General features: G+C 44.8%; 20 protein-coding genes. 2 read left to right on the top strand and 18 right to left on the bottom strand.

Translation table 11 applies throughout. From position 1 onward, the window contains the following. Positions 1-63: 63 nt before the first annotated feature. The 3 genes from rpsU to ACYQ0Y_RS02060 all read right to left on the bottom strand — a co-directional run bounded on the left by rpsU (position 64) and on the right by ACYQ0Y_RS02060 (position 2,251). On the bottom strand, positions 64-252 hold the full coding sequence (gene rpsU / locus ACYQ0Y_RS02050) for a 30S ribosomal protein S21 (RefSeq protein ID WP_017261952.1): 189 nt from the start codon (positions 250-252) through the stop codon (positions 64-66). A gap of 131 nt (positions 253-383) precedes the next feature. Then, positions 384-1,310: a deoxyribonuclease IV gene (locus ACYQ0Y_RS02055; RefSeq protein ID WP_407882366.1), complete on the bottom strand. Its 927-nt coding sequence runs from the start codon at positions 1,308-1,310 to the stop codon at positions 384-386. A 65-nt stretch (positions 1,311-1,375) separates the two neighbouring features. Beyond that, entirely contained in the window at positions 1,376-2,251 is an 876-nt protein-coding gene (locus tag ACYQ0Y_RS02060; protein ID WP_407882367.1) for a YitT family protein, read from the bottom strand. Positions 2,252-2,405: 154 nt separating this feature from the next. Between ACYQ0Y_RS02060 and ACYQ0Y_RS02065 the strand changes: the two genes are divergently transcribed. Continuing rightward, positions 2,406-3,017, top strand: a complete 612-nt coding sequence (locus ACYQ0Y_RS02065) for a hypothetical protein (protein WP_407882368.1) — start codon at positions 2,406-2,408, stop codon at positions 3,015-3,017. A 68-nt stretch (positions 3,018-3,085) separates the two neighbouring features. Here ACYQ0Y_RS02065 and ACYQ0Y_RS02070 read toward each other — a convergent pair whose 3' ends face one another. The 5 genes from ACYQ0Y_RS02070 to hisS all read right to left on the bottom strand — a co-directional run bounded on the left by ACYQ0Y_RS02070 (position 3,086) and on the right by hisS (position 9,079). Beyond that, the gene (locus ACYQ0Y_RS02070; RefSeq protein WP_407882369.1) at positions 3,086-3,595 is read right to left on the bottom strand and encodes a DNA-3-methyladenine glycosylase I; all 510 of its coding nucleotides are present in this window, start codon (positions 3,593-3,595) and stop codon (positions 3,086-3,088) included. A 221-nt stretch (positions 3,596-3,816) separates the two neighbouring features. Then, a complete protein-coding gene (locus ACYQ0Y_RS02075; RefSeq protein WP_407882370.1) occupies positions 3,817-5,085 on the bottom strand; it encodes an NAD(P)H-dependent oxidoreductase in 1,269 nt (422 codons plus the stop codon). 21 nt (positions 5,086-5,106) lie between these two features. Beyond that, a complete protein-coding gene (locus tag ACYQ0Y_RS02080) occupies positions 5,107-5,718 on the bottom strand; it encodes an NADPH-dependent FMN reductase (protein WP_407882371.1) in 612 nt (203 codons plus the stop codon). Between the two features lie 253 nt (positions 5,719-5,971). Continuing rightward, positions 5,972-7,750, bottom strand: a complete 1,779-nt coding sequence (gene aspS / locus ACYQ0Y_RS02085) for an aspartate--tRNA ligase (RefSeq protein WP_407882372.1) — start codon at positions 7,748-7,750, stop codon at positions 5,972-5,974. Positions 7,751-7,783: 33 nt separating this feature from the next. Next, a complete protein-coding gene (hisS, locus tag ACYQ0Y_RS02090; RefSeq protein WP_407882373.1) occupies positions 7,784-9,079 on the bottom strand; it encodes a histidine--tRNA ligase in 1,296 nt (431 codons plus the stop codon). 401 nt (positions 9,080-9,480) lie between these two features. Here hisS and ACYQ0Y_RS02095 point away from each other — a divergent pair, with 401 nt between their 5' ends. Then, a complete protein-coding gene (locus tag ACYQ0Y_RS02095) occupies positions 9,481-10,350 on the top strand; it encodes an N-acetylmuramoyl-L-alanine amidase family protein (protein ID WP_407882374.1) in 870 nt (289 codons plus the stop codon). A 177-nt stretch (positions 10,351-10,527) separates the two neighbouring features. On the opposite strand, the gene dtd is transcribed toward ACYQ0Y_RS02095, so the two are convergent. The 10 genes from dtd to dnaK all read right to left on the bottom strand — a co-directional run bounded on the left by dtd (position 10,528) and on the right by dnaK (position 22,593). Further along, positions 10,528-10,962, bottom strand: coding sequence for a D-aminoacyl-tRNA deacylase (gene dtd, locus ACYQ0Y_RS02100; RefSeq protein WP_407882375.1), 435 nt, complete (start codon positions 10,960-10,962; stop codon positions 10,528-10,530). 19 nt (positions 10,963-10,981) lie between these two features. After that, positions 10,982-13,219, bottom strand: a complete 2,238-nt coding sequence (locus ACYQ0Y_RS02105) for a RelA/SpoT family protein (protein WP_407882376.1) — start codon at positions 13,217-13,219, stop codon at positions 10,982-10,984. Positions 13,220-13,469: 250 nt separating this feature from the next. Then, positions 13,470-13,868 carry a hypothetical protein gene (locus tag ACYQ0Y_RS02110; RefSeq protein ID WP_407882377.1) on the bottom strand — a complete coding sequence of 133 codons (399 nt, stop codon included), beginning with the start codon at positions 13,866-13,868 and terminating at the stop codon, positions 13,470-13,472. A gap of 107 nt (positions 13,869-13,975) precedes the next feature. Continuing rightward, complete coding sequence (locus ACYQ0Y_RS02115; protein WP_407882378.1) at positions 13,976-14,731, bottom strand: RsmE family RNA methyltransferase; 756 nt, start codon at positions 14,729-14,731, stop codon at positions 13,976-13,978. Next, positions 14,728-15,678: a 50S ribosomal protein L11 methyltransferase gene (prmA, locus tag ACYQ0Y_RS02120; RefSeq protein WP_407882379.1), complete on the bottom strand. Its 951-nt coding sequence runs from the start codon at positions 15,676-15,678 to the stop codon at positions 14,728-14,730. The genes ACYQ0Y_RS02115 and prmA overlap by 4 nt, the downstream gene beginning before the upstream one ends. A 4-nt stretch (positions 15,679-15,682) precedes the next feature. After that, positions 15,683-16,735, bottom strand: a complete 1,053-nt coding sequence (locus ACYQ0Y_RS02125) for a zinc-binding alcohol dehydrogenase family protein (RefSeq protein WP_407882380.1) — start codon at positions 16,733-16,735, stop codon at positions 15,683-15,685. 241 nt (positions 16,736-16,976) lie between these two features. Next, complete coding sequence (locus ACYQ0Y_RS02130; RefSeq protein ID WP_407882381.1) at positions 16,977-17,318, bottom strand: hypothetical protein; 342 nt, start codon at positions 17,316-17,318, stop codon at positions 16,977-16,979. A 36-nt stretch (positions 17,319-17,354) separates the two neighbouring features. Then, positions 17,355-19,196, bottom strand: a complete 1,842-nt coding sequence (lepA, locus tag ACYQ0Y_RS02135) for a translation elongation factor 4 (RefSeq protein ID WP_407882382.1) — start codon at positions 19,194-19,196, stop codon at positions 17,355-17,357. A 313-nt stretch (positions 19,197-19,509) separates the two neighbouring features. Next, the gene (gene dnaJ / locus ACYQ0Y_RS02140; RefSeq protein WP_407882383.1) at positions 19,510-20,619 is read right to left on the bottom strand and encodes a molecular chaperone DnaJ; all 1,110 of its coding nucleotides are present in this window, start codon (positions 20,617-20,619) and stop codon (positions 19,510-19,512) included. Positions 20,620-20,739: 120 nt separating this feature from the next. Continuing rightward, complete coding sequence (gene dnaK / locus ACYQ0Y_RS02145; RefSeq protein ID WP_407882384.1) at positions 20,740-22,593, bottom strand: molecular chaperone DnaK; 1,854 nt, start codon at positions 22,591-22,593, stop codon at positions 20,740-20,742. Positions 22,594-22,617 lie beyond the last annotated feature (24 nt).

Genomic DNA, 22,617 nt, shown 5'->3' on the forward strand with positions numbered 1-22,617 from the left:
CCTCCTCAAAATTTAAAATCAACCGATGAAAAAACGCCAGCCGCAGCTGACGTTTACGGTTAATTAAAACCGGCTCTTCTTGTTTTTACGCTTCCGAGCAGCCTCTGACTTAAGCTTACGCTTAACGCTTGGCTTTTCATAGAATTCCCGTTTACGGTATTCTTGAAGGGTTCCGTTCTTAGAAACGGTCCGTTTGAAACGCCGGAGAGCATCATCCAAGGATTCGTTTTTGCGAACAACTGTCTTTGCCATTGTGAAATCCCCTCCCTTCGGGCGTTTAGTAACGGTTTTGTACAATGTGCACTTAACTGTCCTTAAAAGATTATACAGAAACCCGTCTAAATCGTCAATTATTCTCGAACAATTATTCCTAAAAAGCTCAATTATTTGAGAAAAGCAGTAAAATCCGCTTGATTTGCGATATCAGTCACTAAATGGTTATTAAATTGTCCCGCATTTAACTCAGCAATTTCGTAACCATACGGCGCGCGTTTATCCTTAGGATTATGCTCTGGATCAACCGCCACGTATGGCGTTTCCATAATCTTGGGCACCGTTTCAAAACGCGGATCATGTGCAATCGCATTCAAACGTTCAAACCCAATCATACCATAACCCAAATTAGCGTGTCGATCCTTATGTGCACCTTGCGGATTCTTCGAATCGTTTAGATGGACCACTTTGAGTCGATCCAAACCAATGATTTGATCGAAGTCATTAATGACAGCATCAAAATCGTCCTTAATTGCGTAACCTGCATCACTTGTATGACACGTATCAAAACAGATCGACAACTTATCATTTAACGTCACACCATCGATCATTTGAGCCAGTTGGTCAAATGATACGCCAACCTCTGTGCCTTTGCCGGCCATTGTTTCCAACGCAATTTGCACCTGTTGAGTCGGACTGAGAATTTCATTCAAGCCTTTATTAATTGATGCAATCGCGACGGATGGGCCAGCGCCAACATGTGCACCCGGATGTAACACAATTTGCTCGGCACCAATTGCGTCAGCACGGCGAACCTCTTCACGAAGAAATTCCACAGCAAAGGCAAAGTTATCTGGCTTATATGTATTGCCCAAGTTGACAATGTACGGCGCATGAACGACCACATGCGCCAAATCATGTTCAGCCATATAGGCTCTGCCAGCTGGAATATTCAACTGATCAATAGTTTTTCGTCGAGTGTTCTGTGGTGCACCGGTGTAAATCATAAACGTATTAGCATGATACGTTGCTGCTTCTTGAGCGGACCCTAACAACATTTTTTGCCCACTCATACTGACATGTGACCCAACTAACATTGATCTTTGCTCCTTTAGCAATTGTTTTCAACAAGACGGATTTTCCAAGTATTAGCTCAGCCTAATTAAAGCCTTGGCTCATAAAAGGTCCCCAAAATTCGCTCAATGTTACTTAACGATACGAATGATTTGGGATCAGATTCGTTGATCGCCTCTTGTAATTCACCAACTTCGTAACCAGAGATCACGGTAAACAAAATTGCTTTTTTATTGTGCCGATATGCCCCTTCCGCCCCATGAACGATCGTGATCCCTCGACGAATATGGTGTTGCACAGAGTCGATGACCGTTTTCGGACGATCCGTAATGATCATCACTTGCAGACGTTGTTGCCGAGTATAGACCATGTCCATCACCCGTGCGTTGATAAAGATACCAATCGCAGAGTAAAATGCATACGGCCAGCCAAAGACAAAGCCGGCAGCGATCACGATGAATGCATTAAACATCATGTTGATTGTCCCAATTTTACGCCCGGTAGCTCGGCGAATGACAATCCCTAAGATGTCTAATCCGCCAGTCGAAATACCATAACGTAATGCTAACCCCGTGCCAAAGCCATTAACGGCGCCGCCAAAAATCGCACAAATAATCGGATCGGTCGTTAATGTCACTGGATGCAGAACACGAATCATGATTGTCGACAAACCGACCGCAATGACCGTAAAAAAGGTAAACCGATGACTAATTTTAAACCACGCTAAAATAAATAAAGGAATATTTAGTGCAAACAATAACTCACCGATACCTAAATCAACCCCTAGGTAGCGCGTTGATAATGTGTGCACTAGCTGGGCCGCCCCAGTAATTCCTGATGAATAAATGTGTCCAGGATTCCAGAAAAAGTTTAAGGCAATGGACACACAAATGGAGTAAATGAAGGCCGTTCCTAATCGACCAGTATATTGATGTCGCTCGATCAATTGCTGCAAATCATTCATAACGACTGTCCTTTTGAATTGTGATATCCCGATTATAACAAATTTTAACGTTCACAGAGGGTAGATTCCAAGTCGCAACAAGAATCATTCAGCCCGAACTGCTAGTCAGATAGTCGTCATGGTATACTGTCGTTATGACATTTTGGAGGTCACCATGAACATTCAAGCAAATCAATTCTACCGTGAACCGTGGTTTGGCATTGTCCTTACCGTGCTATTCTTTCCAGCTGGGGTCTATGTCATCTTTAGGTTTGGCTCCTGGCAGCGCCACACAAAAGTTTGGCTGAGTCTGGGGTTGTCTATTCTGTGCGTCATCGTTTGGACGATCGCCGGTTTAGCACCAGCTTCTTCCAACCAGAGCGTCGGACAATCGTGGCTATCGACAAATAAGACCACCACGGTCATCCCTAAAACCAAACTATCATTTAATGTCGACAATAACGGCGATGTCCGGCTTCATGGCACCACTAATTTACCTGATCGTAGTCAATTAAGGGTAACCATTAGCCAAAAAGACTTAGTGCTAGGTGACCAGGTCAAGGTTAATCATGGCGCTTTTACTTCTAGCAAGTTAACGAGCGCTGGGCACCCCCTACCGACTGGTGCTTATCGTGTCCACTTGACCAATAACTCATGGACTAATCAGCCGCAGTCAGTCCGCACAAAACTAGGTTCACGTGGTGAAAATTTACGCGGTGACGAAACGGTTAAGACGGGTAAATCACATCAAATTGATTTTACCAACACGGTGAATTATCAGCCTTAATTACTTGACTAAATAGCGTGTCAACAGCTGACTGTCCAAGCGACAGCATTGATGTTGACACGCTATTATTATTTTTGTGTGAATGGATGATCTGAATGATTAAATAACCCGATACTCCGTAGAAATGACAAGGTTGTCTCCGGCCCTAAGAACTCAAATCCTTGTTGATGCAGCTGTTTGGCGGCCGCCGTCGCAGCTACTGTTTGTTCAGGTCGGTCAGTGGCCGAGTCGGTTTCTTTAAATTGCGCTAAATACTGGTCAAATGATTGACCACCTTGACGCAGCTTCATAATCACTTGCGCATTATTAATCACTGCACGGATCTTACGTTCGTTATGAATCAGGCCAGGCATGGTTAGCAAACGTTCGACATCCTCCTCTTCAAAAGCCGCCACCTGTTGAACCACAAAATCTTTAAAAGCCTGACGAAAAATCGGTAATTTATTGATAACCATTCGCCAATTCAGCCCTGCTTGAAAGACCTGCAATGTAAGACGCTCGAATAATGCATCTTCATCATGAACTGGCTGCCCAAATTGAGCACGATACGTCGCTGCTTCATCTGTTAATTCTGCCATCACCGCAACCTTCTTTCTATTCATTAAATTAAGCATACCGTAAAATGCCTCAAACGGAATAAAATCCTCCCCGGCGGCCCCATAATTCAGTGTCCAATCTTGCTCGATTGCTTTAATTCGTCTGCCAGTGAGCATGAACAATAAAAAAATCACGATTACTTTAAAATCATCTGGTAATCGCGATTTATGACCAATCTTTTATAAACACATAACTACTTTCACTAAGCTTCTGATGCGCCCGAGGTGCCATCAACGGCTGGCGCCGGATTAGCTGGGGTGTCAATCTCCTCGGACGCCCCAGCGGTTGCATCTGTTTGGCGTCCCACTGGTGTAGTCGGCTGCTCAGAGGCGCCCGCGACTGCATCAGGATGTGCATTTGGATCTGGTGTTAGTTTTTGACCAGTCGCTTGTAAGTAATAGCGAATCGTTGGCATTAAATCGAGCACCCACTCGTTGATGCCCAAATACTTGTGATCGCCATCACGCATAGCTTTGTAATAATGCATGATAAAACGATCGGGTCCGTTCCCAGGGACGGGCATCTTAACCAGATCTGTTTTGTCGGTCCGCAAGGCATTGATTACTTCGGCAACATGTTTAACCGCTCGTGGTGGATGGACCATCGACATTGGATCGCCAACTTGACCAGGTCGTCGTGGCGCCAACATTGCTTTCGGATTATCCGTCATCTTATTGTAATAGATAAACTGATTGTTACTGTCAGCATAGGTCAATTCCATTGGCATCGTATTTAAGAAGGCATTCAGCTGATCAACCGTCAGTAAACCACGGTCTAATTTTACATATTGATCACCTTCAGCCGCCTGGGTTGCCATCGCCGCTTGCTCAAGCCAGTCATCAGCTGCCATATCGACACCTGCAACAGTCGTGGAGATGCTACCAGAGGCCGTTAAGTCTTCTTCTTCGCCGCTTTGTGGCTCATTCATGAGATTGATAACTTTAACGAATTGCACAAATTTACTCAATGTACTCCCAAGGAAGGCCACTGTCTTACCATCCTTCAGGTTACCCTGCTCGTCAAAGGCTGATTTAACATTAGCTAGTAAAAACTCATTGCCTGGGAAGACAACAGCATTGACCCCAGGTGATTCTAAAATCTGACGCAGCATTAATTGAGCTCTAGAAGAACCTTGGTCATAGAATGAAGCTCCCACAATCATGACCGGCTTCCCAGAAAATGGATGAATCTCATAAGAAAGCCACTCAATCACATTTTTTAGTGCAGGGGTTAGCGTATGATTATGCTCTGGCGTGGCAATAATCACCCCATCAGCGGCTAAAATCTTTTTATTGAGGTACTGAATTGGCTCACCATTTGTTTGATTGTTTTCTTGATCGAACATTGGTATGTCATTAATGTCAAGGATCTCAACATCAACTTGATCACTAAAATGACTAGCGATAAATTTCATCAAGATGCGGTTATAAGACACGTCCGCCACTGATCCGACGATTCCAACTAGCTTCATAATTGTTACTCCCTCCACGATTTAATCGAGCTTATCCCACGAAAAATCCTTGGCCTCTTGTTTATTAAGTTCATCTGCATGGTTAAGCTGTTTAGTCAGCGCAACAAAGGTCTGAAAATCAGCAAAGAGACCGTCTAATTTGGCCACCTTTTCTGCATCTTTCAAGCTACCGTCTTCATTAAACGTGCTTAAAGAATTACCCAGTAAAAATTCAGAACTCGGCATAATCCGCGCACGTAATTCTGGTGAATCTAAAATAATGCGTAAATGTCCCTGTGCTCTTGACGAACCTAAAGAACCAAAAGAAGCACCGGTAATCATCACTGGCTTATTCACAAACGGATGAATCCCGTATGATAGCCACGCCAACGCGTTCATCAAAACCGCAGGGACTGAGTGATCATATTCTGGCGTGCTGATGATGACACCATCAGCAGCTTCGATTTTCGCCGCCATTTCACCGATCCGTTTGGGTACTTGCTTGTTCGCAGGTTTGTTGAACATTGGTAGCCCAGAAATATCAAGTAAATCGATTGTTGCTTGATCAGCAAAATGCTGTTTCATAAATGTTAAGAGGCGTTTGTTAGTCGACTCTGTCGAAATCGTTCCCACGATTCCAATAAACTTATTCATGTTTCGTCGTCCCTTTCATCAACCATGTTTTAGATATTGAAACTGCTTACTACTCAATCATTGTAATTAATTTCACATCAAACAACAAGCGGATTCCGTCCCTTACCAACTGATATACGGCGCTTTGTTGACAGCGTTTTCACATGTGACGTCACAAACTTTGTTGGGAAGGTACAAAAAAGGTGTTTCCACCATGAATGGAAACACCTTGCTCAATTAATGCTGAAATCTACTGAAGTTCGTGAAAACCATATTAATTCTCATCACGTGGTTGCCGAACGGCTAGATGCAATTCGGTCAATTGTTGCGTGGTAACCTCACTCGGGGCAGCGGTCATTGGCTCCGTTGCTTTTGAATTCTTTGGAAAGGCAATAACTTCTCGAATATTGTCAGCCTCAGCAAGCAGACGAGCAAAGCGATCCAATCCGATTGCCAAGCCACCATGCGGCGGGAACCCGTAATCTAAGGCATCTAATAGGAAACCAAATTGGGCCTTTGCTCGTTGCGGCGTAAAGCCTAATGCGCTCAACATCTTTTCTTGGAGCTCACGCGTGTGAATCCGGATCGATCCACCGCCCAGCTCTAAACCATTAAGGATGATGTCGTAACTTTGCGCATGAGCTTCATAGGGGTTTTCACCCTCGTCTAAGAAATGTTCGTCCCCTTCATTTGGCATTGTGAATGGATGATGCGCCGGTACCCAACGTTGATCACCTTCGTCATATTCGAACAATGGCCAATCGATTACCCAGACAAAGGCAAATTTATCCGGATCAATCAGGCCGAGTTCCTTCGCAATCGTGACGCGTAGGTAACCCAAGCTGTCTGCGACAACCTTCCGCCGGTCAGCAACAAAGAGGATTAAGTCACCGGTTTTGGCTGCAGTCGCAGTTGTTAACGCCGCAAATTGGTCGTTCAAGAACTTGGCAACTGGCCCATTAAAAGCGTCCTCAGTCACTTTAACCCAAGCGAGCCCTTTCGCCCCAAAACGTTTGATGTAATCTGTCATGCCGTCAAGTTGTTTACGTGAATAATGATCAGCACCACCTGGCACCACAATTGCCTTAACCTGACCACCGTCAGCAATGGCCCCGCTAAAGACTTTAAATGGACTGTCTTTTAATTGCTCTGACAAGTCTATCAACTCCATGCCAAACCGCAAATCCGGTTGGTCAGTACCAAAGCGATCCATGGACTCCTGCCACGTAATGCGACTGAATGGCAAATCAACGGTCAGATTGCGTGTGTTTTTCATAACACGAGCAATTAGGCCTTCTGTCATATCCATAATATCGTGTTGACTCATGAAGCTAGTTTCCATATCAATTTGTGTAAATTCGGGTTGGCGATCCCCGCGCAAGTCTTCGTCCCGGAAACAACGCGCAATTTGATAATAGCGATCGAACCCAGCGCCCATCAGCAATTGTTTAAACAATTGCGGCGATTGTGGCAGTGCATAAAAATGACCAGGGTAAATTCGACTGGGAACCAAATAATCCCGAGCACCCTCTGGCGTTGACTTCGTTAAATCCGGCGTTTCAACATCAATAAAACCATTTTCGTCAAAGTATGAATGCACGGCTTGTGTGATTTTACTACGCAGGATTAAATTATGCTGCATCTCTGGGCGCCGCAAATCTAAATAACGATACTTTAATTTCAAATCTTCAGCGGCTTCGACCCCATCACTGATGTCAAATGGAGGTACCTTTGATTTGTTTAAAATCTCAGCACCGCTAACCTCCACTTCAACTTTTCCAGTTGCCATATCAGGGTTAACTTCTTTTGCACTGCGCGCCTTAACTAAGCCGCTAATCTTAATGACGTATTCACTACGCATCTGTTCAGCAACCGCCAAGGCAGTCTCACTATTAGCGGCGCTGAAAACAAGTTGGACAATGCCTTCACGATCCCGTAAATCAATAAAAATTAATTTACCTAAATCACGACGTTTTTGCACCCAGCCAAATAACGTGACCTGTTGCCCCTCATAACTTTCGTCGATCAAACCTGCATACTGTGTTCGTTCCATTCAATCCCCTACTTTCTCAAAATCAATTTGTCCCTAATCTTCATCAAAGTATTTGTCAAAGATGCTGGCAAAATCCGCATAAATAGCGGACATCGGTAAACTAATTTCTTCACCTGTTTGCATGCTTTTGAAATTAACGGTCTGTTGAGCTAATTCGTTGGCGCCAACGGTCATTGTAAAACGCGCGTCACGCCGATCAGCTGTCTTAAATTGGGCCTTGGGCTTCCGATCCAAATAATCCCGATCTGCACTGAAACCAGCATTGCGGATCGCTTGAACAAGTTGCAACGTGGCCACATTTGTTTCTTCACCAATTCCCACAACATAGACATCCAGTGGGTTTGAAATTGGTGCTTCGATATCGGCGTCCTGTAATAAGAGGAGTAACCGTTCCATCCCGATGCCAAAACCAAATCCGGGTGTCTCTGGGCCGCCCAGTTCTTCAACCAACCCGTTGTAACGTCCACCGCCACAAATTGTGGTCCAGCCGTGACCAAGAACGTCAGCGTCGCTCTCAATTTCAAAAATAGTGTGGTTGTAATAATCCAAGCCACGCACCATCGTTGCGTCCACCTCATATGGAATCGCTAAGGCTGTTAACATTTGTGTCACGGTGTCTAAGTGCTTTTGGGCCGCTGGCGTTAAATAATCTAAAATTGACGGTGCACCAGCCACGATATCTTGATCTTGTGGATCCTTACTGTCTAACACCCGTAACGGATTTTTGTGCAAACGGGCCTGTGAATCCTCGCTCAGCTCATTGAAATGTGGTGTCAAATAGTCAACCAATGCTTGATGATAATCTGCCCGCGTCTGCGCATCGCCGAGTGAATTAATGGCCAGTTTTAGTCCACTCAAGCCTAAATGAGCAAAGAAATCCATCGCCATTGCCATAATTTCCACATCTAAAGCTGGAGCATCACTGCCGAACGCCTCAACGCCAATCTGGTGGAACTCCCGCATGCGTCCAGATTGTGGCCGCTCATAACGAAACATTGGCCCCATATAAAAGACCTTGTAAGGTTTCTCTTGCTCAGGTGCATACAATTTATTTTCCACATACGCTCGCACCACACCGGCCGTTCCTTCTGGCCGCAACGCAATGTGGCGATTGCCCTTGTCGTAAAAGTCATACATTTCTTTGGTGACAACATCACTGGTATCGCCGGCTGATCGAGCAAAAACGTCGAAACTTTCAAACATCGGTGTCCGGATTTCGTGAAATTGATAGTCATCAAATAATAATCGGGCCATATCTTCCACGTAACTCCATTTGGCCGATATGTCCGGTAAAATGTCTGCTGTCCCTTTTGGTCGTTGATACTTCATAAAATTCCTCCGTTTCATCCATCACTTGTAACAATCATTCACCACTCACAATGACTTAACGCGCCGCTGCTAAATGGATTTATCAACAAAAAAAGCCCTTGATCCATATCAAGGGCGCTAAAAGCGCGGTACCACCTTTGTTTTTTCTCAGGGTAACGTCGCCTGTGACGGGATTCTCATCCACCTCAAAAGTGTCTTCATCGTCGTAGCAGTATAAGTTTTCACCAACCACTTACTCTCTAGTCTTGCCACGACCACTAATTGTCTTTATCATCGGTTTTAATGTTGTTTTCGTGTTTAAAACTTAATTTAGTTTTAGGCTTCTGTCAAGTCGCTCATCCGAATTTGCTATAATTAAGTGTAATTTATTCGATTTTCATGAAAATAAGGAAAATACCCAAATGAAATTTCTTAAACAACGTTGGTTCCAAATTTCACTAACTCTCGCCGTCACGATTACAATTGGTCTGCTGCTCTTTTGGCTTACCCGTGAACAAACGGTCCGCGTTAGTGTTGACAATTTAAATGTCCGCTCCGGTCCGAGTCTGACCAGTCGAACCGTCCACAAGGCAAAACTGAATACCCGCCTCGTTAAGCTTGGTGAAAAAAATCTTTGGTATCATGTGCGCTATGATGATCGTCATACCGGTTGGGTAGCCAGCTGGTTGGTCAATCGCCGGAATAATCTAAAACAGGCAACTGACTTGTCTGAAGCGACCATTGTTATTGATCCAGGTCATGGTGGCAGTGACTCCGGCGCCTTACACAGTCCCTCAGACACATCGCCGAAGGACATGGAAAAAACATACACGCTAAAGGTTGCCAAGGCAGTGGCTAATGAACTACGCCAGCGTGGCGCTCACGTGGTTTTAACTCGCGATAGTGATAAGTATGTCGGCCTCGCACCACGACCGGCCTTGGCCAATGAAATTAAGGCAGATGCGTTCATCAGTATTCACTTTGATTCGTCACCGGAAACAAATCAATCATCTGGTTTGACCACGTATTATTATCATAAAAATCTCTCAATGGGTCTTGCTAAAGCTTTAAATAGTCAAATGAACCACTATCCCATGCCCAACAAAGGCATTGAATTTGGTAACTTTCAGGTTATCCGAGATAATGAACGACCTGCTGTTCTGCTAGAAATGGGTTACATCAATGATGCCCATGACTTTAAGGTTATCTCAGGGCTTACTTATCCTTATCGTGTTGCCAATTCGATTACCGCCGGCCTGTCAGATTATTTTGCCAAACAAGCAGCGCAATAAATGATCCGGTAAAATTTTCAAAATTGCTGGCCGCTCAAAAATAATTTAGGCCAAAAGCAAAATGTAAATTTCATTGCCAAACTAAATAGCCCAAAAAAACGGGGCATCAGTTGGTAAGTGACTGCACTTACCAACTGATGCCCCGTTTTGATTAACCCTCACGTCTTAATGGTTCGGCTAACGCTCAAAGATAATGGTCACTGGTCCATCATTAACTAACGAGACCTGCATATCTGCGCCAAACTCCCCCGTTTGTATGGGAACGGCTTCCGCTAAACGATGATTAAAAGCTTCCCACAGCGGTTTAGCAAGTTCAGGACCTGCGGCATTTGAAAACCCCGGACGATTGCCCTTGGCAGTATCCGCATACAAGGTGAATTGTGAAACTGACAAAATTTGCCCGTGAATGTCCTGGACGCTCAGATTCATTTTGCCAGCCTTGTCACTAAAAATTCGGGTATTTAGAATCTTTTTCGCTAAGTAATCAACTTGTGCTGAACTATCTTCAGGCCCAATGCCAACTAGCAAAAGCAAACCGTGTTCTATCTGCCCGATAACTTGCTGATCAATCGTTACGGAGGCAGCGTTCACGCGCTGTAAAACAACTCGCATAAAATCCCTCCAGTATGCGTTAGTGGGTTGCTCGTAAAACTTCATAAACATCCGGAACGTTCTTAATGTTATCCATAATATGATTTAAAACATCCAAATTACGCACACCAACGGTTGCCGAAATAACCACCATCTTGTTGTGATCAACTTTACCGGTCACCGATGATAAAAACTTTGTTGTGTTGTTAATCATTCGCAACACATCATTTAGCATGCCATTACGGTTATAGCCACGAATCTCAATATCTGCATTGTAATTGGTGCGATTGGAGGCCGGATCATCCCATTCAACACTGACAATTCGCTCACCATTAGCTTCCGCACCCCGAACATTTGGACAATCAGTCCGGTGCACCGACACACCACGCCCCTTGGTGATGTACCCAACAATTGGGTCACCTGGCACCGGCGAACAACAGTGGCTTAACCGAACGAGCAAATTATCTACACCTTCGATAATGACCCCGTCTGAAGCGGAACGTTTAGCCTCTTCTTTGGCACTAACCTCACTAGTTTCATCGGTCTTCTCACCATTTTCAGCAAGAATTTCTCGCTCCGTTTCTGCTTGCCGATCTGCCTCACGCTGAGCACGCAAATCCGAAGTCAGTCGATTAGCGACCCCTCGTGGCGTCGAGTCACCAAAACCAATGGCTGACAATAAATCATCCGCCGACCGATAGTTCATCCGTTCCGCAACTTTGGCGAGATTATCATCAGTCATGATCTCTTTGGGATCAAAATTCAAATCATGGAGCTGGTGGACTAACATATCTCGCCCAGCTTGAATATTCTCGCCGCGATCCATTTTGCGAAAATATTGCTTGATCTTATTTCGAGCCCGCCGCGTATGAACCAAGTTGACCCAATCACGACTAGGACCACTCGAATTCTGTGAAGTTAAGATATCAACGATGTCACCAGTTTTGATTTCCGAATCCAACGGCACAATTTTGCCATTCACTTTAGCTCCGGTCGTATGATTCCCCACTTGAGTATGGATAATATAGGCCATATCTAAAGGACCAGCCCCTTTAGGCAGCTCTAAAACATCTCCCTTAGGTGTAAACGCATAGACAGAATCAGTGAACAAATCACCCTTGACGCCTTCCATGAAGTCATCGGCGTTAGTGGCATTATTCTGCAATTCAATAATCTGTTTAAACCAATTTAACCGATCACCATTCGTTGACTCCTGTACTTCATCAGTCTGACCTTCTTTATAGGCCCAGTGTGCAGCAACCCCATATTCAGCAACTCGGTGCATTTCTTCCGTCCGAATCTGCACCTCTAATGGCTTGCCCTCAGGTCCGATAACCGTTGTGTGCAAGGATTGATACATGTTGGCTTTAGGCATCGCAATATAGTCTTTAAATCGACCAGGCATCGGCGTCCAATGAGTGTGAATCGCACCCAATACTGCGTAACAGTCTCGAATAGACTGAACAATCACCCGAATAGCCAACAGGTCATAAATTTGGTCAAATTGCTTATGCTTGTCGACCATCTTGCGATAAACAGAATAGATATGCTTCGGTCGCCCATAGATCTGCGTCCGAATATGCAAATCTAAAATGGCATCTTTAATTTCGCCAATTGCCTCATTGATAATTTCGATTCGCTGGTTTCGTTTGGAATCCATGAGATGGACAATTCGATAATATTGTTCTGGGTTTAGGTAGCGTAAACTGAGATCTTCTAATTCCCATTTAATGGTACTGATCCCTAACCGGTCGGCCAACGGTGCATAAATTTCCAATGTTTCATTGGCAATCCGCCGTTGTTTATCCGGACGTAAATGCTGCAACGTACGCATATTGTGTAATCGATCTGCTAATTTAACAATGATTACTCGGATATCATGGGACATTGCCAACAATAATTTCCGATGGTTCTCAGCAAGTTGTTCTTTATTTGAACGGTACTTAATTTTTCCAATCTTCGTAACCCCGTCCACGATTTCAGCCACGTCATCGCCAAACCGATTACGTAAATCATCTAAAGTTGCAACGGTATCCTCAACAACATCATGCAAAAATCCGGCCGCAATCGTCTCTGGATCCATTTTTAATTCGGCGAGAATCGCGGCGACCTGAATGGGATGCATAATGTATGGTTCGCCAGACTGACGTTTTTGTTCAGAATGAACTTGTTGTGCATAATCATAAGCGGCACGAACTTGTGCGACATGGGCTTCATTCATGTAAGTCCCCACTTGTGTCAACACCTCGTCAGCTGTCCAAATATGTTCTTTTGACATCGTCTCACCCCAAATTTAGTTATTTAACCCCTTATTTTAACCGAAACTATAAATTACACAATGCTAAAGTCTTATGCAGAACATGCGGCGGCCGTAAGTCGCTGCAAACAAAACGTATCTTGCCATCTAATTATTGTTCTCGAGGTTCCTGAAGGCGCAATCTAAAAGAGCAGATCCCTATCTCTCCAAAAAAGAGAAACAGGGATCTGCTGCATAAAAACTTTTGTTTTACCAGACAATGAGCATCTTCTCAGTGGTTAGCCATTAAATCTTCCAAAGCTCGCCCGTCACGTTTCTTCTTACTAGAATTAGTAACCGTCATCCCGCCTTGCTGACCATATGCAAAATAGCTCAAGCACAAATACCCAATCGCCAAATAGTAAGCATATTCGTGTGCATTCAGCTGAAATAGAAATGTAGCTGCGGCGAAAACAAATGGAAAAACCAGCAGTAACGAAACCCGTCGCTTCTTTCGGCCAATTTGCCAACCAATCGCCAGGGCGTAAAGCCCATTTAGACCTAACAACACCCACAGTACCTTGTGAAAAACGGACAGAGACGTTAAATTAGCGAGATAAGGCAGAAGTGCCCCAAAAACAATGCCTAGTCCCCAATACTCCCAACCACTATTTTGCTTAAAACGGGCCATACTGCCGCCGCCTTTCATCAAATTTTAATTATGCCGCTCATTATACCCACTTTTCACGGTAACGTCACGCACAATTACGGTGTTTTATCATTTTTTATCGTGATAATTTAATGAGCCATCATTTCTGTGGCAAACGAAACCGCACTTAATAAGTACAGAGGTGCCGTTTCAGTCCGCAAGATTCGTGGTCCTAAGCCAACCGGGTGATAGTTCACTGCCTGCAATGCCGTCACTTCATCTGGTGTCAAACCACCTTCCGGCCCAAAAACGACTGTTAAAGTTTGCTCTTCCGCAATGGTGGTCAACACTTGTGCTAAATGTGTCTGTTCTCCGGCCTTCGCAGATTCTTCCCAGGCCACCAGACCAATATCTGTTGGCAATTCGTCAATCTGAGATAACTGATCTAAATAATGTACTTCTGGCACCATCAAGCGATGCGCCTGTTGGGCAGCATTCAGCGCAATTGTTTGTAATCGTTGGCGTTTTTTAGCCACTTTATTGCGCCAATCAGCAATTGACCAAGTTGTTTTGACAAACACGATTTCGCTTGCCCCTAGCTCCGTCGCTTTCTGCGTGATGAAGTCAGCTTTGTCTCCCTTTGGCAAGCCACACACTAAACGAACATGGATTGGTAATTCAACCGTTTGTTCTAGTTGACGCTCAATGGTCATGATGGCCCGATGATGCTCGAGATCAAGCGAACTAAGCTGAGCTAAAAACAATTGTTGCGTTGGGGTCACAAATTCAGCCGCTTGCCCGATCTGTGCCCGCAGAACTTGTACAAAATGATGATAGGTGGCATCATCCAATGCAAATTTTTTATCACGACCAAAATCAACTGGCAAAAAATAGCGTTGCATCATTCATCCTCCGCCGGTTTACGCGCGATTATTCCGTACCATTCACCTTGTTGCAAAATCTGTTCGATTTTAAAGCCTTCAGCTTGCAGCTGCTTTTCAATGAGTTCATGTTTATCTTCAATAATGCCACTCACCAAGAAATGTCCGCCAATTGGCAACCTTGGCCACGCCTGTGGAATCAAGGGAACAATAATTTCTGCCAGAATGTTAGCGACAATGACATCAGCAGTTTGTGTCACTCCCGTTAGTAAGTTATTTACTGAAACCTCGACATCACGTGCCACCGGATTGAGAGCCAAATTACTGATCGCCGCATCAACCGCCACTTGATCCACATCATAAGCGAAGACCTTATGCGCACCCAGCAATTTGGCTCCGATTGACAGAACGCCCGATCCAGTCCCCACGTCGAGGACGGTTTCCCCACCGCGTAACGTTATTTCTAATGCGGCCAACATCAAGGCTGTCGTCGGATGTGTACCGGTTCCAAACGCCATTCCTGGATCAAGTGTGATCAATTTTTCATCCACTTGTTGGGGACGATATTTCTCCCAACTAGGCACGACCGTTAAATATCGGCTGACACGAACAGGATGATAGTATTGCTTCCAAGCGGTAGCCCAATCTGTTTCGGCCACTGGTTTGAGCGTTACCGCCCCCGGATTGGCATTTATACCAAAATTAGTCAACTGGCTGACCTGTCTTTTTATTTTTGGCAATAAATCTTCAATTTCGACAGTTTCAGGATAATAGGCGGTGACCAAAGCGCCACTTGCCACGTGTGGAATCTGTTGTTTATCCAACAACTCACCTGGAAATTCTGGTCGCAAAGCCATGAAATCTGCAGCGTTGTCAATGCTGGTTCCACTAGCACCTGCTTCCATTAAAATATTGCTCACTGCCTCCACAGCTTCATTTGTCGTATTGACAGTGATTCCTGTCCACTTCATGACATCAATTCTCCTCGTCTTTATTTAAACCTGTCTCACCATTGAAGGGTCCTGTCACAACGATCTTCCCGACCATCTGATTAGCTTCAACTAATTGGTGTGCTGCTCGTAAGTTTTGTGCGTTAATGCCAGTCGTTATCGCCTTGGTCAACGTGGTTTTTAACACATGCTCATCCATCAGATTGGCAATTTTTTCCAGCCACCGTCCTTGGCTAGCCAGGTCAACTTGATAGTCACTCTTGGCAAACATGTACTCCCAATCAAAACTGGCTGCTTTATTTTTAATCTGCCCCAAAGCTAATGGTCGCTGGTTTCCGACAATCGAAGCAATATGACCGAACGGTTTAATCAATTGAGCAGCCGTCTCAAAATACGCGTCCGTATTAAATAAAATCAAAATCGCATCAAAAAATTCAATGCCCGCAGCTTGTGCCTGAGGCTGCAATGGCTCACGATGATTAAAGACTTGAGTAGCCCCTAAGTGCTTCACCCAGTCAATCGTCTCTGCTCGCGAGGCCGTTGCTGTCACCTGCACACCGGCCCATGCCGCTAATTGAATTGCCATTGATCCAACACCACCCGCACCGTTGATAATTAATAATTTCTGGTCTTGATTTGCGTTGGCCTTAGCAGTGAAACCAATCTTTTCAAATAAAACCTCCGCGGCAGTCAGCGAAGTTAATGGCAGAGCAGCAGCTTGTGCATCCGTTAATGTTGTCGGAGCCTGCGCGACTAAGCGAGCATCAACAACTTGTTGTTCTGCGTTAGCCCCATCTCGACTTTTCGTCCCAGCATAATAGACCCGGTCATTCACGGCCACATTCGTCACATTCGCACCAGCCTGCAAGACAATTCCGGTAGCATCGTAGCCCAAAATTTTTGGTGCCGTTTCATCCGTTAGACCTTGGCGCAATTTTGTATCAACTGGATTTACCGAAACCGCCTTAACTTGAACTAAGACATCGTTAGCACCAATTTCCCCGACACTTTTGGTGGCGTCCACCATTGCTTTAGCATCGCCAATCGTTGATGTCGCAAAGGATTCAATAATTTTCATTTTTCTGTCCTCGTTTAATTGCATTTTCCAACGTCATAACCAACTCGCTATTAAGTTTATCCCCATTGTGACAAATATTGAGCAGAATTGCCATTTCAAACTGTTAATCAACAGGAATAACTTTTGTTTAGCCACCCCAGCTAGATCCTTGTGTCCGCCTGCTAGTGCTCTGTATCAACTTTATGTCAGTATAAAAAAAGATCAATCCACCAATGCACGGGATTGATCTAATCAGATTAAACTATTCTTGCACATTTTCATGCCGGCGGGCCGCTTCTCGACGAACTTGTTCATATCGTTCACGCCCGTCATCCGTCAAAATGTGATCTGCCAGATAAACCAACAGCTCATCCTCACTCGTGAAAATTCGCGGATTGTGTTGACCATGCAGGCGTAAATCAAATTCATCGATTTTTAGCCGACCAGTCCAACTGTGACTGTATTTCGTAATTAATCGATTGTTTAGTTTCTTTTTGCCAAAACGGAGGACGTACACGTGTTGTGGCACCATCAACGGCCGAATGTACGTCTTCTCATATCGAAATTGGTTTGCTTTTAAAAACGCTTTGGTCCTTGCTAGCACACACTCACCTCCCATATTTAGACAGTTTATGCCGTCCTACTTTGCTTTATGACTTTCTTCTTCATCAGTCTGCAATACCGCCATGAAAGCCTCCTGTGGGACATCAACCACCCCAACTGACTTCATCCGCTTCTTGCCGGCCTTTTGTTTCTCTAGTAACTTCATCCGCCGAGTTCGGTCACCACCGTAAAGGTGCGCTGTCACATCTTTTCGATAGGCCTTAATGTCAGAGCGAGCAACGACTTTAGCACCAATGGCAGCCTGAACCGGAATTTCAAAATTTTGACGTGGAATAATGTTTTTAAGTCGACCAACGATTAATCGACCACGATTCGCCGCAAATTCCCGTGCCACAATAAAGCTCAACGCGTCAACGCGATCACCATTAAGCAAAATATCAATCTTCACCAAATCACCGACGCGATAGCCAGCCAACTCATAATCTAATGAGGCATATCCTCGCGTACTACTCTTCAGCCGATCAAAGAAATCAAAAATTATCTCAGATAATGGGATGTAGTATATCACGTTCACTCGATTATCATCAAGATAAACCATCGTATCAAACTCACCACGTTTACGTTGGCAGAGTTCCATGACGGCGCCGACATAATCATTAGGCACCATGATTGTCGCCTTAACATAGGGCTCATTAATCGTTTTGATGTTGGCCGGCTCTGGCATCTCCGAAGGATTCTCCACGATCACCTGCGTTCCATCAGTCAAATCAACATGATAGGTTACTGAGGGGGCCGTCGTAATTAAATCTAGATTAAATTCGCGCTCCAGTCGTTCTTGCACGACATCCATGTGAAGCATGCCTAAAAATCCGCAACGAAAGCCAGAACCCAGCGCCTGTGATTTTTCGGGTTCAAACACTAACGCAGCGTCATTGAGCTGTAACTTCTCCAATGCTTCACGAAGATCATTATACTTGGCATTGTCCGTCGGATATAAACCAGCAAACACCATGGGGTTCATTTTACGATAGCCAGGCAATGCTGCGGCAGTCGGATGTTCTGCATTAGTGACTGTGTCCCCAACACGGGTATCGGCGATGTCCTTAATGGCAGCTGTGATATAACCCACATCGCCAGCCATCAAGATGTCACGTTTGATCGGTTTAGGCGAGTTCACCCCAACTTCCGTCACTTCATACACTGTGCCTGAATTCATCAAACGAATGTGATCACCAGGCTTAACCGTGCCTTCCATGATTCGCAAGCTTAACACAACCCCACGATAGTCATCGTAAATAGAATCGAAAATGAGGGCTTTTAATGGCGCGTTCACATCCCCGACCGGGGCAGGAATCTGGGTCACGATTTGTTCTAAAATATCTTCAATACCAATCCCACTCTTGGCACTGGCTAAGACTGCATTAGACGCATCAATGCCAATGTCTGTTTCAATTTCTTGGCGAACCACTTCTGGTTGTGCTGATGGCAAATCAATTTTATTAATAACTGGTAAAATTTCTAGGTTATTATCAATGGCAAGGTAAGTGTTAGCCAATGTTTGTGCCTCGACTCCCTGGGCAGCGTCAACCACCAACAGTGCCCCTTCACAGGCTGCTAACGAACGTGAAACTTCATATGAGAAATCGACATGCCCAGGCGTGTCGATGAGATGCAAAATGTAAGTCTCACCATCTTTAGCATGATAATGCAGTTCCACTGCGTTTAATTTAATGGTAATACCACGTTCACGTTCAAGTGGCATATCATCTAGGACCTGGTTTTGCATATCGCGCTTGGAGATCGTATCCGTTAATTCAAGGATTCGGTCAGCCAATGTCGACTTACCATGATCAATATGCGCGACGATAGAAAAATTTCGAATATGTCGTTGCCGTTCTTGCATTTCGGCAGGTGTCATGGCAAAACCTCCTTAATTATTTGGCCGCCTACGTAAGGTTCTGTGACCAATTTAGATGACTCACGAAGCAACTCTCCGGTTTCGTCATTGTTGACATCTTTAGTCTTGTCGCTTCAATACGTGAAACTCTAAACATTAATTATAACAGCACTCACCGACCCCGGCAAACATAATCTCCAGATGAGATGGGTACAAGTCAAGGTCTGGATTGTTGGGAGTACCATAAGACAAGACAACCCTTTTCCTGAATCACTCAAGAAAAGGGTTGTTTATGGTTTATTTCAGGTAAGGTCTCCATCAATTCAGTCAAACTTTAGTGTCGACCAAAAAGACCACCATGTCCATTAGGCATTTCTTCACCGCTAGCTTTTGCAAAATCCTTTAGGGCATCTCGCTGAGCTTTGTTCAATCCTTTTGGTGTTTGAACGTTCACCGTGACCCGTTCATCACCGTTACCATTACCACGCAGGCGTGGAACACCCTTGCCCCGTAATCTAAACGTCGTGCCGGTTTGTGTACCAGCAGGGATCTTTAACTTAACATTACCATGAACTGTTTTGACCTCAATCTCATCGCCCAACGCCGCTTGTGTGAACGACAGTGGTTGATCGAAATAGATATCTGTGCCATCACGTTTGAAATCTTGACTTGGTTGGACGGTAAAGACGATAAACAAATCACCGTAAGGACCGCCATTTCGCCCAGCTTCACCTTGGCCCTGTAACCGCATTTGTTGACCATCATCAACACCGGCTGGAACTTTTACTTCAATCTCATGATTTTCCGTCACATGACCATCACCATGACAGGTCGGGCACTTTTCTTTAATTTCCTTGCCTGTTCCGCCACAAACCTCACAAACCTGTTGTGACCGCATCTGCCCTAACGGCGTATTGCGGACAGTTTCAACGTAACCAGTCCCACCACAATTATGACAGGTAACCGGTGACGTCCCTGGTTTAGCACCACTACCACCACAAGTCTGACAGGTTGCCTCTCGGTCATACTTAATCGTGGTTTCTTTGCCAAAAATGGCTTCTTCGAACTTCAACTGCATGGAGTACTGTAAATCCTGACCTGGTTGTGGAGCCGTCGGATTGCGACGTGCGCTGCCACCACCAAACATTTGACTAAAAATATCGTCAAATCCAAAGCCCTGTCCACCACCAAAGCCGTCAAAGCCTTGACCGCCACCAAACTGTTGCCCGGCATCACCGTATTGATCGTAGTGCTGACGCTTTTGTTCATCGCCAATCTTTTCATAAGCGTCAGCAACTTCTTTAAACTTGGCTTCCGCATCTGGCGCCTTGTTCAAATCTGGATGGTACTTTTTTGATAATTTTCGGTAAGCCTTCTTGATCTCATCCTGAGATGCGTCCCGACCTACGCCGAGCACATCGTACGGGTCTCTTCCTTGAGACATAAACGAACCCCCATACCTATTTGTTTCATCGTGTCATGTGCGTAAGTGTACCACACCATTTTCTTAAGCGCACAAAGAGTCAAAGAGGCCGCAGCATCTTTGACTCTCTTGTAGTCGAGTTTACTTCTTGGCGTCGGGGTCAACTTCTTTGAAGTCCCCATCAACCGTGTCGCCATCAGCTGAGCCAGCCCCATTGTTATCACTGCTTGCGGCAGAACCGGCGTCACCGTCAGCCGAACCAGCATTTTGCTGATACAACTTCACTGTTAGGTCCTGGACAATCTTATTTAAGTCATCCTTCTTGGCCTTCATCTCTTCGACGTTGTTGTCATCTTGAGCTTTCTTTAAGGCATCGCGTGCGTCAGTTGCTTGCTTAACCTCATCATCAGAAACTTTGCCCTTTAATTCATCTAAGGTCTTGTCAACTTGGAACAAGAGTTGATCCACTTCATTCTTTAAGTCAGCTTCATCTTTACGGGCCTTATCGGCATCCGCGTTTTCTTCGGCTTCCTTCTTCATCCGGTCAATTTCTTCATCAGATAAACCAGAATTACTCTTGATCGTGATCTTCTGTTCCTTGTTTGTGCCAAGATCTTTGGCAGAAACATTTACAATTCCGTTCTTATCGATATCAAATGTTACTTGAATTTGAGGAATGCCGCGAGGAGCAGCAGGAATATCAGTCAACTGGAAGTTTCCTAGTGTCTTGTTATCGGCTGCCATTGGGCGTTCACCTTGTAACACGTGAATGTCAACGGCTGGCTGATTGTCAGCAGCTGTCGAGAAGGTTTGACTCTTGGACGTTGGAATCGTCGTGTTACGATCAATTAACTTCGTAAAGACGCCACCCATTGTTTCAATCCCTAATGACAGTGGTGTTACATCAAGTAGCACGACATCCTTCACATCACCGGTAATAACCCCACCTTGAATTGCGGCACCCAAAGCCACCGCTTCATCTGGATTGATCGAATGGTTTGGTTCCTTACCGGCAAGCTCCTTAACCGCTTCTTGAACTGCTGGAATCCGTGTGGAACCACCATTTAAGATTACTTCGTCGATGTCATTCATTGACAGGTCAGCATCACGTAAAGCGTTTTGAACCGGCGTCTTCGTCCGTTCAATTAAGTCGGCCGTCATTTGGTTAAATTGAGCTCGCGATAACGTTTCTTCCAAATGCAAAGGACCATTATCACCGCTAGAAATAAATGGAAGACTAATTTGTGCCTCATTAACACCGGATAAATCCTTTTTGGCTTTTTCAGCGGCATCTTTAAGTCGTTGCATCGCCATAGTGTCGCTAGACAAATCAATACCATTTTCCTTCTTGAAATTGTCAACTAGCCAATCAATAATCTTTTGATCAAAATCATCCCCACCAAGGTGAGTATCCCCATTGGTAGATAAGACGTCGAAGACCCCATCACCTAATTCCAAAATGGAAACGTCAAACGTACCACCACCAAGGTCATAAACAAGGATTTTTTCGTCTTTATCCTTCTTGTCTAAACCATAGGCCAACGCTGATGCGGTTGGTTCGTTGATGATTCGTTCCACCGTTAAACCAGCAATTTTACCAGCATCTTTTGTTGCTTGACGTTGGGCATCGTTAAAGTAAGCAGGTACTGTGATGACTGCTTGTTCAACTTTTTCGCCCAAATAATCCTCAGCAAAACCTTTGATGTATTGTAAGATCATTGCTGAAATTTCTTGCGGCGTGTACTTCTTACCTTCGATATCGACGGTGTAGTCCGCTTCACCCATGTGTCGCTTGATCGAACGAACAGTATTCGGGTTCGTGATTGCTTGACGCTTAGCGACTTCACCAACTTGGGTCTCACCATTTTTAAATGAAACAACGGAAGGTGTTGTCCGGTTACCTTCTGGGTTCGTAATAATCTTTGGCTGACTACCTTCTAGCACTGCAACAGCTGAGTTGGTTGTTCCTAAGTCAATCCCAATAATTTTTGCCATGTTTTTAAACTTCCTTATATATTA

The sequence above is a fragment of the Furfurilactobacillus curtus genome (assembly GCF_054657915.1).

What these genes read in the sequence shown, in the direction of transcription:
- rpsU (WP_017261952.1), bottom strand. Translation starts at nt 252, where the DNA reads ATGGCAAAGACAGTTGTTCGCAAAAACGAATCCTTGGATGATGCTCTC.
- ACYQ0Y_RS02055 (WP_407882366.1), bottom strand. Translation starts at nt 1,310, where the DNA reads ATGTTAGTTGGGTCACATGTCAGTATGAGTGGGCAAAAAATGTTGTTA.
- ACYQ0Y_RS02060 (WP_407882367.1), bottom strand. Translation starts at nt 2,251, where the DNA reads ATGAATGATTTGCAGCAATTGATCGAGCGACATCAATATACTGGTCGA.
- ACYQ0Y_RS02065 (WP_407882368.1), top strand. Translation starts at nt 2,406, where the DNA reads ATGAACATTCAAGCAAATCAATTCTACCGTGAACCGTGGTTTGGCATT.
- ACYQ0Y_RS02070 (WP_407882369.1), bottom strand. Translation starts at nt 3,595, where the DNA reads ATGGCAGAATTAACAGATGAAGCAGCGACGTATCGTGCTCAATTTGGG.
- ACYQ0Y_RS02075 (WP_407882370.1), bottom strand. Translation starts at nt 5,085, where the DNA reads ATGAAGCTAGTTGGAATCGTCGGATCAGTGGCGGACGTGTCTTATAAC.
- ACYQ0Y_RS02080 (WP_407882371.1), bottom strand. Translation starts at nt 5,718, where the DNA reads ATGAATAAGTTTATTGGAATCGTGGGAACGATTTCGACAGAGTCGACT.
- aspS (WP_407882372.1), bottom strand. Translation starts at nt 7,750, where the DNA reads ATGGAACGAACACAGTATGCAGGTTTGATCGACGAAAGTTATGAGGGG.
- hisS (WP_407882373.1), bottom strand. Translation starts at nt 9,079, where the DNA reads ATGAAGTATCAACGACCAAAAGGGACAGCAGACATTTTACCGGACATA.
- ACYQ0Y_RS02095 (WP_407882374.1), top strand. Translation starts at nt 9,481, where the DNA reads ATGAAATTTCTTAAACAACGTTGGTTCCAAATTTCACTAACTCTCGCC.
- dtd (WP_407882375.1), bottom strand. Translation starts at nt 10,962, where the DNA reads ATGCGAGTTGTTTTACAGCGCGTGAACGCTGCCTCCGTAACGATTGAT.
- ACYQ0Y_RS02105 (WP_407882376.1), bottom strand. Translation starts at nt 13,219, where the DNA reads ATGTCAAAAGAACATATTTGGACAGCTGACGAGGTGTTGACACAAGTG.
- ACYQ0Y_RS02110 (WP_407882377.1), bottom strand. Translation starts at nt 13,868, where the DNA reads ATGGCCCGTTTTAAGCAAAATAGTGGTTGGGAGTATTGGGGACTAGGC.
- ACYQ0Y_RS02115 (WP_407882378.1), bottom strand. Translation starts at nt 14,731, where the DNA reads ATGATGCAACGCTATTTTTTGCCAGTTGATTTTGGTCGTGATAAAAAA.
- prmA (WP_407882379.1), bottom strand. Translation starts at nt 15,678, where the DNA reads ATGAAGTGGACAGGAATCACTGTCAATACGACAAATGAAGCTGTGGAG.
- ACYQ0Y_RS02125 (WP_407882380.1), bottom strand. Translation starts at nt 16,735, where the DNA reads ATGAAAATTATTGAATCCTTTGCGACATCAACGATTGGCGATGCTAAA.
- lepA (WP_407882382.1), bottom strand. Translation starts at nt 19,196, where the DNA reads ATGACACCTGCCGAAATGCAAGAACGGCAACGACATATTCGAAATTTT.
- dnaJ (WP_407882383.1), bottom strand. Translation starts at nt 20,619, where the DNA reads ATGTCTCAAGGAAGAGACCCGTACGATGTGCTCGGCGTAGGTCGGGAC.
- dnaK (WP_407882384.1), bottom strand. Translation starts at nt 22,593, where the DNA reads ATGGCAAAAATTATTGGGATTGACTTAGGAACAACCAACTCAGCTGTT.